Origin of the sequence: Pseudomonas sp. XK-1 (assembly GCF_038069885.1) — a bacterium.
GTDB lineage: Bacteria > Pseudomonadota > Gammaproteobacteria > Pseudomonadales > Pseudomonadaceae > Aquipseudomonas.
The window spans coordinates 370,334-382,514 of sequence record NZ_JBBPES010000004.1 but is presented as its reverse complement, the minus strand read 5'-3'; the positions used below and the strand labels follow the sequence as shown (position 1 = coordinate 382,514).

The 12,181-nt window shown below is 65.6% G+C and carries 7 protein-coding genes; 1 reads left to right on the top strand and 6 read right to left on the bottom strand.

The window, feature by feature from the left end; genetic code table 11:
- Nucleotides 1-291: 291 nt before the first annotated feature.
- Genes WMW70_RS12850 through WMW70_RS12825 form a run of 6 tightly spaced genes read right to left on the bottom strand, consistent with a single transcriptional unit; the run spans nt 292 to nt 7,086 of the window.
- A complete protein-coding gene (locus WMW70_RS12850) occupies nt 292-1,932 on the bottom strand; it encodes a BatD family protein (protein WP_341437895.1) in 1,641 nt (546 codons plus the stop codon).
- Nucleotides 1,929-3,671 (bottom strand): VWA domain-containing protein, encoded by a 1,743-nt coding sequence (locus tag WMW70_RS12845; protein ID WP_341437894.1) that lies wholly within the window; start codon nt 3,669-3,671, stop codon nt 1,929-1,931. The genes WMW70_RS12850 and WMW70_RS12845 overlap by 4 nt, the downstream gene beginning before the upstream one ends.
- A complete protein-coding gene (locus WMW70_RS12840; protein ID WP_341437893.1) occupies nt 3,668-4,699 on the bottom strand; it encodes a vWA domain-containing protein in 1,032 nt (343 codons plus the stop codon). The genes WMW70_RS12845 and WMW70_RS12840 overlap by 4 nt, the downstream gene beginning before the upstream one ends.
- Nucleotides 4,692-5,183 carry a DUF4381 domain-containing protein gene (locus WMW70_RS12835; protein ID WP_341437892.1) on the bottom strand — a complete coding sequence of 164 codons (492 nt, stop codon included), beginning with the start codon at nt 5,181-5,183 and terminating at the stop codon, nt 4,692-4,694. The genes WMW70_RS12840 and WMW70_RS12835 overlap by 8 nt, the downstream gene beginning before the upstream one ends.
- Nucleotides 5,180-6,121, bottom strand: coding sequence for a DUF58 domain-containing protein (locus WMW70_RS12830; RefSeq protein ID WP_341437891.1), 942 nt, complete (start codon nt 6,119-6,121; stop codon nt 5,180-5,182). The genes WMW70_RS12835 and WMW70_RS12830 overlap by 4 nt, the downstream gene beginning before the upstream one ends.
- A gap of 5 nt (nt 6,122-6,126) precedes the next feature.
- The gene (locus WMW70_RS12825; RefSeq protein ID WP_341437890.1) at nt 6,127-7,086 is read right to left on the bottom strand and encodes an AAA family ATPase; all 960 of its coding nucleotides are present in this window, start codon (nt 7,084-7,086) and stop codon (nt 6,127-6,129) included.
- A gap of 174 nt (nt 7,087-7,260) precedes the next feature.
- On the opposite strand from WMW70_RS12825, the gene WMW70_RS12820 reads away from it, so the two are divergent.
- Entirely contained in the window at nt 7,261-12,117 is a 4,857-nt protein-coding gene (locus WMW70_RS12820) for an NAD-glutamate dehydrogenase (RefSeq protein WP_341437889.1), read from the top strand.
- The last annotated feature ends 64 nt before the right edge of the window (nt 12,118-12,181 follow it).

The following is a 12,181-nucleotide window of genomic DNA, read 5'->3' as shown; positions in this document are numbered from 1 at the left end:
TTTTGTAGGGTGGGTCGGGCTAGCGCGGAACCGGGTTAGCCAAGTAACTGCGAGACCTGTGCGCCACGTAACCCAACAAGCGGTCTTCGGCTGGCCACCGATGGTGGGTTACGGCGCAACTGAATTAAGCATCGACGGATAGCTTGTGATCATGCGCCTAACCCACCCTACGAATCGTTGCCGGGCTGGCCCGCGCGCTGCGCCGGACTCCAGCAGCTTCGCGGACAAGTCCGCTCCTACATGGCCGGCGTGTAAGCCATCAGGCCAGGCAAGCCGATAATCGCCAGGTGGCTAGCGCGGATACAGCGGTGGCAGTGCACTGGCTTCCGAGTTGACGTTGCTTTCTGGGCTTTCTACCGCCGGCAGGCTGCGGATCGCCAGCCACAGGTTGCGCCCCTGCCAGTGCTGGCCGCTTTCGCTGTAGAGCGCGCCATTGAGGCCGTCGAGGGCGTCGGACAGCGGGGTGAAGCGTGCGGCCATATCGGCCAGGGTTTCCGGCTGTTGCCGGGCCCAGGCATCCAGCGCGTGGCGGGTGGCCTGGGAGTCGTTGGCCAGGCAGCTGCGTTTGAGGTCGTCGAGCAGGTTGCGCGGGCTGGGCCCGGCCTGCTGGTTGGGCATCACCGCCGGCTGGCGGCGGGCGCGCCACCACAGGGCAAAGCCGAGCAGGGTGGTCAGGCTCAGCAGGGCGCTGCTCAGTTGCCAGGGCCACAGCGGCGGGCCTGGTTGCAGGATCGTTGGGGCGGGTTGCAGAGGGCTGTCTTGCGCCTCCAGGCTGGGATTGCTGGCCACCTGCAGAGTGAGGGCCGGCAGGCGGGCGATTTCCAGGCGATCTTCTGCGGTGTTCCACCAGGGCACTTCCACCGCGGCCAGTTCGAGCGGGCCGCTGCGGTTGGGCACCAGGGCTTCGCGCTCCTCGCGGCTGCCGGTCAGGCCCGTTTCGCCGGCCTGGTTGGCCAGTTGCGGCTGGTCGGGGTAGCGCCGCAGGTCCTGGCCACGGGTGGCCGGCAGGGGCGGTAGCTGCGCGCTGGAGAGCCCCTCGACCTTGAGCAGGATGCTACGGGTCAGCGATTCACCGACCCGGGCCTGTTCCGGTTGCGGGCTCCAGGCCTCCGCCAGGCTCAGGGCGCGGGCGGGCAGCCAGGGGGCGTCGGCCGGGTAGCCGGCGGGCTTGGCCTTGACCTGCAGGGGCACCTCCGGCGACTTGACCCGGGTAACCTTGCCGGTGCGAGGGCCGAAGGGGTTGAAGTCATCGCTGCGCGAACGGTCTACCGCCGTGGCGCTGAACACCTGGGCGGGGATCAGCAGTTCGCCGCTTTCCTGGGGGAAGATGGCGTAGCGCAGTTCGATCACACCATGGCGAACGCCATTGATCTCGCGCTCATAGGTGCGCGCCTCGCCCAACACCTCGACCCGGGCCTGGGGTATTTCCAGCGGGCTCAGGCTGCTGTCGTCGTACAGCGAAACCGAATGGTAGATGCGCAGGGTCAGCAGCGCCTGGGCCTGCACATAGACGCTGTCCTGATCCAGGCTGGCGTCGATAAACACCGGGGCCAGTTTATCGCTGGCCTGGCTGGCGCTGTCCTGGACATGCAGGGTGATGGCCTGGGTCTGGTTGTCGCCCAGGCTCAGCGGCGGGATCACCACATAGCCGCTCTGCCTGGGTTGCAGGGTGACAATCCAGCGGGTGATGGCTCGGGCCTGGTTGTTGATGGTGCTCAGGCGATTGACCTGCCGCGTACCCAGCACTTCGAACAGGGCATTCAAGGGTTCCAGATCGGGCTTGCTGAAGCGCGTGGCATCATCCGATTCGAGGGTCAGCTCGACGCTTTCGCCGGCGCTCAGGCGCGTGCGATCGACACTGGCGGTGAAGGTCTGGGCGCTGGCCGAGAAGGCCAGCAGGCCGAGAATCAGGGTGCAGAGCAGACGACTCATGGAGTTTGTTCCTGACGCTGTTGTTCCAGCCAGAATTTACGTCGCAGCAGTTCGCCCGGATTATCGGGTATCTGCCGTAACCATTGCTCCAGGGCCTGACGCCGCTCACCGTTGGTGGCGGGTTCGGCACTGGCGAATTGCTGTTCGCCGTCGCCCTCATCCGGTTCGTCGGCGGGCGGCGCGCCGGGCTCTTCGTCGGCTGGCGGCTGTTGCTCGGTTGGCTGCGGCGGCTCAGCGCCACCGGCAGGTGGCGGTGTGCTCTGGGGTTCGCCGTCGCGTTGGCCGCCCTGGGGTGTTGGCGACGGGCTGTCGGTCTGGCTGGAGGACTCCTGGGCGGTGTCCGGCTCGGCGGTTTGCTGCTGCCGCTGGCGCAGCAATTCTTCGATCAGGGCCTTGTTGGTCTGTGCCTGGAGCAGCTCGGGTTGCAGTTCCAGGGCCTGGCTATAGGCCTCCAGTGCGGCCTCCAGTTCGTTGCTATGCGCCAGGGCATTGCCGCGGTTGTAGTGGTCTGCGGCCGATTCGCCGGCGGCAAAGCGCTCGGCCGCCGCGGCATAGTCGCCGGCCTGGTACAGGGCCACGCCTTGCCACTGGCGCTGCTTGAAGCGCTGCGCGGCCTGGGCCGGTTGCTGTGCCTCGAGCAGACGCTGGCCCTGCTGGTCGGCGCGCAGCCAGAGGTCGGTGAAGTCGAAGGCGTAGCTGTGCTGCGGCAGGCTCAACAACAACAGTGGCAGGCACAGCAGCCAGCCGCGCCGTGCCGCGCAGGCGGCCAGCAGGAGCAACGGCAGAAGCAGCCAGTGGCCCTGGTCGGCCCAGGCCTGCAGCTGGGTTGGCTCGCCGTCGCTGCGCAGGCGTTCGGGGCCATCGAGCAGGCCGAGGCTGCGCAGGTCGCGTTCATCCAGGGTGACCTGCTGGAAGCGTCCGCCGATCTCGCGCAGAAAAGCACTCAGGCTGGCGCTGTCCAGGCGTGGGATAAGGATTGCGCCCTGCCGGTCCTTGAGGAAGGAACCGTCCTCCTGAATGATCGGTGCGCCCTGGGCGCTGCCGATGCCGAGCATATGCAGGCGTTCGTCGCGACCGTCGAGGGCCTGGGTGATGCCCTGGCGCTCCTGCTCGCTGAGGGCGCTGCCGAGCAGCAGTAGCCGGCCCTGGCCTTGCTGGCCCTGCTGGAGCAGTTGCAGGGCCTTGAGCACGGCCAGGTCGGCACGTTGTCCGGGCTCGGGCATGATCGAGGGCTTGAGGGCGTCGAGCAGGTTGCGGCTGGTGCTCAGATCATCGGACAGCGGCACCAGGGTGTGGGCGCTGCCGGCGTAGACGACGATGGCGGTTTGCGCATCCTGGCGGGCTTCCAGCAGGTCGAGCAGCTTGCGCCTGGCCTGTTCCAGGCGGTTGGGCGAGGCATCACTGGCCAGCATCGCCGGGGTCAGTTCGAGCAGGACCACCAGTGGGTCGGCCGGTTTCAGCTTGTTCTGTTCGATGCGCTCCCAGCTGGGGCCGAGTAACGCCATCAGGGCCAGCAGCCAGGCCAGGCCCAGGGCGATCCAGGGCAGACGGCTGTTGCGCCCGCTGCCTGGTGTCAACAGCACGCCGTGAAAGGCCGCCGGAAGCAGGGCCTGCCAGTGCCCGCTGCGTTTTTTGCGGTGCCAGAGTTGCCACAGCAGCATGCCCAGCAGCGGCAGCAGAAGCAGCCAGAAGGGGCGCAGCCAGTGGGGCCAGAGGCTGTTGCCGAGCAACTCGATCATGACGGCCTCCTCGTATGGCGGTTGGCCACGGCACTTAGGCGTCGCCACAGCTCAGGCCACAGCGTACGTGCGACCAGCAGCAGGCTCAAGAGCAGGGCCGCGCTCAGGGGCCAGGGGTACAGTGGCAGGCTCGGGCGGGCCAGGGTGGGTTTCTGCGCGACGGGTTCAAGGCGATCGAGGGTCGCCTCTATGCGTTGCAGCTCCTGGCTGTCGCGGGCGCGGAAGTATTCGCCGCCGCTGGCTTCGGCAATCGCGCGCAGGCTGGTTTCGTCCAGATCCAGGCTCGGGTTGAAACCGAACATGCCGAGGACCCCATCCTCCTGCGGGTCGGCCCCGATGCCAATGGTGTAGATGCGGATCTGCTCTTCGGCGGCCAGGCGGGCGGCGAGCAAGGGGTCGAGTTCGCCGCTGTTGTTGGCCCCGTCGGTCACCAGCACCAGCACTCGACTGTCCGCCGGGCGTTGGCGCAGGCGCTTGACGGCCAGGCCGATGGCGTCGCCGATGGCGGTTTGCGGGCCGGCGATATTCTGCTGCGCCTCGTCCAGCCAGAAGCGCACGGTCTGGCGGTCGAAGGTCAGCGGCGACTGCAGGTAGGCGCGGCTGCCGAACAGGATCAGGCCGACCCGGTCGCCCTGGCGGCCCTCGATAAAATCGCCAAGCAGTTGCTTGACCAGGCTCAGGCGGCTGATCTGCTGGTCTTCCCAGCGCATGTCGGCGTAATCCATCGAGCCGGACACATCCACCGCCAGCAGCAGATCGCGCCCGCTGGCGGGCATCGGCAGGGGCGTGCCGAGCCATTGCGGGCGCGCTGCGGCCAGCAGTAACAGGCTCCAGAGCAGGACAAATGGCAGCTGTTGCCGCCAGCTCGGCAGGCGGCTGCGGGCGCGCTGTCCGCTCAGGTGTTGCAGTTCGGCGATAAAGCTGATCTTCAGGGCCGCCTCGCCGCTGTCGGCGGCGGGCAGCAATCGGCGCAACAGCCAAGGCAGCGGGGCGAGCAGGAAGACCCAGGGCCAGGCGAATTCAAACATGCTTGCGAATCCAGATGGCCACGGCCTGGTCGAGGCCGGCGATGGCCTTGTCGTCGAGGGTGCAGTGCGGCCGATAGGTGCCCTCGACCAGGATCATCCAGCGGGTCAGACCGGCGGCCGGGCAGCGGCTGTCGAGAAAGGCCAGCCAGGCGCGGCTGCTCAGGGTATGGCTGTTGCCTTGCGGGTAGCGCTCGCGGCACAGGCGCTTGAGGATGGCATTGAGCTGTTGCAGCCAGGGCCCGGCATCGACGCCGTCGTAGGGTTTGCGCAGCTGTGCGAGTTCGTCCAGGGCGGCCTGGCGGACCGGGTCCAGAGGTGCGGCGGACTCGACCGCGGCCTTGCGCGGCAGGCGCTTAAGCAGCTTGAGCGCGCCCCACAGCAGCAGGGGCAGCAGTGCCGCGAGCAGCCACCAGCCCGGTGCCGGCGGCCACCAGCCGATCGCCGGCGGGGCGATCAGCGGTTCGAGTCGTTCCAGCGCGGTCACTGGGTTTTCCTCGGGCGCTGGGCGTTCAGGTGTTCGCGCAGCTGTTCGATCATTTCCGTCTGGGTGCTCAAAGCCAGCAGCGGCACGCCGAGCTTTTGCGCCAGACGCAGCCAGCGTGCCTGACGCGCCTGACCCAGGCTGCGATAGGCCTGGCGCAGGTCGGCGTCATGGCTGTCGAGTTCCAGCTGCGCACCCTGCTCGGCAAAACGCAGCAGGCCGGCGGCGGGCAGGGCGTGATCGAGGGGGTCGGACAGTGGCAGCAGCAGCAGGTCGATATGCCGGGCCAGGAGCTGCAGCTGCTGTTCGCTGTTGTCGCCCAGGGTGCGCTCGTCGCAGATCAGCACCACCAGGCTGCCGGGGCGCAGCACTTCGCGGGCACGGCGCAAGGCCAGGGCCAGGCTGTCGCGGTTGCCGCCGGCGTTGCCGGACAATGCCTGGTTGGCGCGCACCAGACGGTTGAGCAGTTGCAGCAGGCTCTGCTTGCTGCGTCGCGGCTTGATTTCATGCTGTTCCAGATCGCCGAACACCAGGCCGCCGATGCGGTCGTTATGGCCCAGGGCGGCCCAGCCGATCAGGCCGGCGGCCTGGGCGGCGAGTACCGATTTGAACACCAGGCCCGAGCCGAAAAACAGCCGGGCGCTCTGCTCGACCAGGATATAGATCGGTCGCTCGCGTTCTTCGTGGAACAGCTTGGTGTGCGGCTCCTGAGTGCGTGCGGTTACCCGCCAGTCGATGCTGCGCACGTCGTCGCCGGCCTGGTAGGCGCGCACCTGATCGAAGTCGACACCGCGGCCGCGCAACTTGGAGTGGTGCAGACCGATCAGCGGGCTGCGCTGTGCCGGGGTGGAAAACAGCTGCACCTCGCGCACGCGATGACGCATCTCGATCAGCTCGCCGAGGCTGATGCGTACACCGGGTTGGGACGGTTGGTCGTGCATGGCGATCAGGCGACCGCCACGACGTCGAGAATGCGCTGCACCACGCGGTCCTGGTCGATGCCGGCGGCTTCCGCTTCGAACGACAGGATGATGCGGTGGCGCAGTACGTCGAACAGCACCGCCTGGATATCTTCCGGGCTGACGAAATCGCGCCCGGCCAGCCAGGCGTGGGCGCGGGCGCAACGGTCCAGGGCGATGGAGCCGCGCGGGCTGGCCCCGTAGGCGATCCACTCGGCCAGCTCCGGGTCGAACTTGGCCGGGGTGCGCGAGGCCATCACCAGTTGCACCAGGTATTCCTCCACCGCATCGGCCATATACAGGCCGAGGATTTCCTGGCGCGCGGCGAAGATCGCCTGCTGGCTGACCCGCTGCTCGGGCTTGGTCTCGCCATGGAGCGCCTCGCCACGGGCCTGGGCGAGGATCTTGCGTTCCACGCTGGCATCCGGGAAGCCGATCTTGACGTGCATGAGGAAGCGGTCGAGCTGGGCTTCGGGCAGCGGGTAGGTGCCTTCCTGCTCGATCGGGTTCTGCGTGGCCATCACCAGAAACAGCGGCGACAGGTGATAGGTGCTGCGGCCCACGCTGACCTGGCGTTCGGCCATGGCTTCGAGCAGCGCCGACTGCACCTTGGCCGGGGCGCGGTTGATTTCGTCGGCCAGCACCAGGTTGTGGAAGATCGGCCCCTGCTGAAACACGAAACTGCCGGTTTCCGGGCGGTAGATCTCGGTGCCGGTGATATCGGCCGGAAGCAGGTCGGGGGTGAACTGAATGCGATGGAATTCCGCCTCGATGCCTTCGGCCAGCTCCTTGATCGCCTTGGTCTTGGCCAGACCGGGAGCGCCCTCGACCAGCATATGGCCGTCGGCGAGCAGGGCAATCAGCAGCCTTTCGATGAGTTTTTCCTGGCCGAGGATCTGTGTTGAAAGAAAATGTCGCAGCGCGACAAGCGCTTCACGGTGTTCCATCGTTAAGCTCATCCGGCAAATGTGACCAGCGAGTCTCGAACCTCGCCAGAGTTAAGTGGCAGCCACTTTAATGCAATCGCTGCCTCCTAGACTAACGTTGAACCACAAGGTTGTGGCGAAGGTCATTACTCGCGACTGCCCCTAGTTGAATAACAAGCCAAACGGAGCTTACCCATGGCGTTCTTTACGGCGGCCAGCAAAGCCGATTTTCAGCATCATCTGCAAACGGCGCTGGCGCAGCACGTCAGTGAACAGGCCTTGCCACAAATGGCCCTGTTCGCCGAACAATTCTTCGGCATCATCGCGCTGGAGGAGCTGACCCAGCGTCGCCTCTCCGATCTGGTTGGCTGCACATTGTCGTCCTGGCGCGTACTGGAACGTTTCGATTCGGCCAAGCCCGAGGTGCGGGTATTCAACCCCGATTATGAAAAGCACGGCTGGCAGTCGACCCACACCGCCGTGGAGATCCTCCACAGCGACATCCCGTTCCTGGTTGACTCGGCGCGCATGGAACTGAACCGTCGCGGTTACAGCATCCACACCCTGCAGAACAGCGTGTTCAGCGTACGCCGCAACAAGAACGGCGAATTGCTGGAAATCCTGCCCAAGGGTACCCAGGGCAAGGACATCCGCCAGGAAGCCCTGATGTTCCTGGAGATCGACCGCTGCGCCAACACCGGCGAGCTGAAGACCCTGGAAAAAACCTTGCAAGAGGTGTTCCGCGACGTGCGCATGAGCGTCGCCGATTTCCAGCCGATGAAGGCCAAGGCCAAGGAACTGCTGGCCTGGTTGGACAAGGTCAAGCCAGCCCAGGTCGGGCTCAAGGTCGAAGGGGCCGAGCTGGACGAGATCAAGGTGTTTATGAACTGGTTGCTCGACGACCACTTCACCTTCCTCGGTTACGAAGAATTCGCCGTGGTCGATGTGCCCGGTGGCGGCAGCATGCAGTATGACGAGGGCTCCCTGCTCGGTCTGTCCAAACACCTGCGCACCGGCCTTAAAGCCGATGAGCTGCATATCGAGCCCGAGGCGGTGGCCTACCTGCGTGAGCCGCAGCTGCTGTCCTTCGCCAAGGCCGCCGTACCGAGCCGCGTGCACCGTCCGGCCTACCCGGATCTGGTGTCGATCCGCGAGCTGGACAGCAAGGGCCGGGTGATCAAGGAATGCCGCTTTATGGGCCTGTACACCTCGGCGGTGTATGCCGAGAGCGTGTGGAACATTCCCTATATCCGCCGCAAGGTCGAGGTGATCGAGCAGCGGGCCGGTTTCGGCAGCAGCGCCCACCTGGGCAAGGAGCTGGCCCAGGTCTTGGAAGTGTTGCCGCGCGACGACCTGTTCCAGACCTCGGTCGATGAGCTGTTCAACACCGCCATGTCCATCGTGCAGATTCAGGAGCGCAACAAGATCCGCGTGTTCCTGCGCCGCGATCCCTATGGCCGTTTCTGCTACTGCCTGGCCTATGTGCCGCGCGATGTGTACTCCACCGAGACCCGCATGAAGATCCAGCAGGTGCTGATGGAGCGCTTGCAGGCCATCGATTGCGAGTTCTGGACCTTCTTCTCCGAATCGGTGCTGGCGCGGGTGCAGTTCATCCTCAAGGTCGACCCGAAGAACCGCGTGCAGATCGACCCGCTACGCCTGGAAAAGGAAGTGATCCAGGCCTGCCGTTCGTGGAAGGACGACTACGCCAGCCTGATGGTCGAAAGCCTCGGCGAAGCCCAGGGCACCGAGGTGCTGAGCGAATTCCCCGATGGTTTCCCGGCTGGTTACCGCGAACGCTTTGCCCCGCATTCGGCGGTGGTGGACATGCAGCACATTCTCAGCCTGAACAGCGCCCGCACCCTGGTGATGAGCTTCTACCAGCCGCTGACCCAGGATGGCCAGCAGCTGCACTGCAAGCTGTACCACGCCGACACGCCGTTGCCGCTGTCGGACGTGCTGCCGATTCTGGAAAACCTCGGCCTGCGCGTGCTTGGCGAGTTCCCCTACAAGCTGCGCCGCGCCGATGGCCGCGAGTTCTGGATCCACGACTTCGCCTTCACCTATGCCGAAGGCCTGGATGTCGACATTCAGCAGCTCAACGACACCCTGCAGGGTGCTTTCATCAATATCGTTGGCGGTGCGGCGGAGAACGACGGCTTCAACCGTCTGGTGCTGATGGCCGCCATGCCCTGGCGCGATGTGGCGTTGCTGCGTGCCTACGCCCGCTACCTCAAGCAGATTCGCCTGGGCTTCGACCTCAGCTATATCGCCAGCACATTGGTCAACCACGCCGATATCGCCAAGGAACTGGTGCGTCTGTTCAAGACGCGCTTCTACCTGGCGCGCAAGCTGGCAAGCGAGGACCTGGAAGACAAACAGCAGAAGCTGGAGCAGGCGATTCTGGCGGCTCTGGACAATGTCGCGGTGCTCAACGAGGACCGCATCCTGCGCCGCTACCTGGACCTGATCAAGGCCACCCTGCGCACCAACTTCTACCAGACCGATGCCAGCGGTGCGGCCAAGAGCTACTTCAGCTTCAAACTCAACCCGCGGGCAATCCCGGAAATTCCACGGCCGACGCCCAAGTTCGAAATCTTCGTCTATTCGCCGCGCGTCGAAGGCGTGCACCTGCGTTTCGGCGACGTGGCTCGCGGCGGCCTGCGCTGGTCGGACCGCGAGGAAGACTTCCGCACCGAGGTGCTGGGCCTGGTCAAGGCGCAGCAGGTGAAGAACGCGGTGATCGTGCCGATGGGGGCCAAGGGCGGCTTTATTCCGCGGCGTCTGCCGCTGGGCGGCAGCCGTGACGAGGTACTGGCCGAGGGCATCGCCTGCTACCGCATCTTTATCTCGGGTCTGCTGGATATCACCGACAACCTCAAGGAAGGTGCCGTGGTACCGCCGCAGAACGTGGTGCGCCACGATGGCGACGACCCGTACCTGGTGGTGGCGGCGGACAAAGGCACCGCGACCTTCTCCGATATCGCCAACGGTATCGCCGCCGACTACGGCTTCTGGCTGGACGACGCCTTCGCCTCGGGCGGCTCGGCGGGTTACGACCACAAGGGCATGGGCATCACCGCCAAGGGGGCCTGGGTCTCGGTGCAGCGCCACTTCCGTGAGCGCGGCATCGATGTGCAGAAGGACAACGTCACGGTGATCGGTGTCGGCGATATGGCCGGCGACGTGTTCGGTAACGGCCTGCTGCTGTCGAAAAGCCTGCAGCTGGTGGCGGCCTTCAACCATATGCATATCTTTATCGACCCCAACCCGGATGCGGCCAAGAGCTTTGTCGAACGCCAGCGTCTGTTCGACCTGCCGCGTTCCAGCTGGAGCGACTACGACAGCTCGCTGATCTCCGAGGGCGGCGGCATCTTCCTGCGCAGTGCCAAGAGCATCGCCATCAGCCCGCAGATGAAGGAGCGCTTCGATATCAGTGCCGACAAGCTGGCCCCCACCGAGCTGCTCAACGCGCTGCTCAAGGCCCCGGTGGACCTGCTGTGGAACGGCGGTATCGGCACCTACGTCAAGTCGAGCAAGGAAAGCCATGCAGACGTCGGCGACAAGGCCAACGACCTGCTGCGGGTCGACGGTCGCGAGCTGCGCGCCAAGGTGGTGGGCGAGGGCGGTAACCTCGGCATGACCCAGCTGGGGCGTGTCGAGTTCGGCTTGACGGGTGGCGCGAGCAACACCGACTTTATCGATAACGCCGGTGGCGTGGACTGTTCCGACCACGAGGTCAACATCAAGATCCTGCTCGGCGAGATCGTTGCCGCCGGCGACATGACCGGCAAACAGCGCAACAAGCTGCTGGTGGAAATGACCGATGCGGTCGGCGGCCTGGTGCTGGGCAACAACTACAAGCAGACCCAGGCCCTGTCCCTGGCCGAACGCCGCGCCCGCGAGCGGGTCGGTGAGTACAAACGCCTGATGGCGGCTCTGGAAAGCGCCGGCAAGCTGGATCGCGCCCTGGAGTTCCTGCCCAGCGACGATGAGCTCAACGAACGCGCCAACAACGGCCTGGGCCTGACCCGGCCGGAGCTGTCGGTGCTGATCTCCTACAGCAAGATCGACCTCAAGGAGTCTCTGCTCAAGTCCCGGGTACCCGACGACGAGTACCTGGCGCGGGAAATGGAAACCGCCTTCCCGCCGCTGCTGGCGCAGAAGTTCGGCGAACCGATGCGTCGCCATCGCCTCAAGCGCGAAATTGTCAGCACCCAGATCGCCAACGACCTGGTCAACCATATGGGCATCACCTTCGTGCAGCGTCTGAAGGAGTCCACCGGCATGAGCGCGGCCAATGTCGCCGGTGCCTATGTGATCGTGCGCGACGTGTTCCGCCTGCCGCACTGGTGGCAGCAGATCGAGGCCCTGGACCACCAGGTGCCAGCCGACCTGCAGCTGCAGCTGATGGACGAGCTGATGCGCCTGGGCCGTCGGGCCACCCGCTGGTTCCTGCGTAGCCGGCGCAACGATCTGGATGCGGCCCGTGACGTGGCGCATTTCGCGCCACGTGTCGAGGCCCTGGCCATGCGCCTGGACGAGCTGCTCGAAGGCCCGGCTCGCGAGCAGTGGCTGGCGCGCTTCCAGGCCTATATGGAAGCCGGTGTGCCGGAGGTGCTGGCGCGGGTCGTGGCCGGTACCAGCCATCTGTACACCCTGCTGCCGATCATCGAGGCCTCCGATGTCACGGGGCAGGAGCCGGCCCGCGTGGCGGCAGCCTACTTCGCGGTAGGCGGCTCCCTGGAACTGTCCTGGTACCTGCAGCAGATCACCAGCCTGCCGGTGGAAAACAACTGGCAGGCCCTGGCCCGTGAAGCCTTCCGCGACGATCTGGACTGGCAGCAGCGCGCCATCACCGTGTCGGTGCTGCAGATGGTCGACGGTCCGGCGGATATCGAGGAGCGTGCCGGTGTGTGGCTGGAGCAGCATCGCCGTCTGGTCGATCGCTGGAAGCTGATGCTCGGCGAACTGCGCTCGGCCACCACCACCGATTACGCCATGTACGCCGTGGCCAACCGGGAGTTGATGGACCTGGCGCAAAGCGCCTGAGGTAAAGGCGCAGGCAATGCCTGCGCCGCTGCATAAAAAAGCCCCGCTTGATGCGGGGCTTTTT

Excerpts from the sequence above, each read along its gene's own strand:
- WMW70_RS12850 (WP_341437895.1), bottom strand. The coding sequence starts at position 1,932 with ATGAGTCGTCTGCTCTGCACCCTGATTCTCGGCCTGCTGGCCTTCTCG.
- WMW70_RS12845 (WP_341437894.1), bottom strand. The coding sequence starts at position 3,671 with ATGATCGAGTTGCTCGGCAACAGCCTCTGGCCCCACTGGCTGCGCCCC.
- WMW70_RS12830 (WP_341437891.1), bottom strand. The coding sequence starts at position 6,121 with ATGCACGACCAACCGTCCCAACCCGGTGTACGCATCAGCCTCGGCGAG.
- WMW70_RS12820 (WP_341437889.1), top strand. The coding sequence starts at position 7,261 with ATGGCGTTCTTTACGGCGGCCAGCAAAGCCGATTTTCAGCATCATCTG.
- WMW70_RS12825 (WP_341437890.1), bottom strand. The coding sequence starts at position 7,086 with ATGGAACACCGTGAAGCGCTTGTCGCGCTGCGACATTTTCTTTCAACA.
- WMW70_RS12840 (WP_341437893.1), bottom strand. The coding sequence starts at position 4,699 with ATGTTTGAATTCGCCTGGCCCTGGGTCTTCCTGCTCGCCCCGCTGCCT.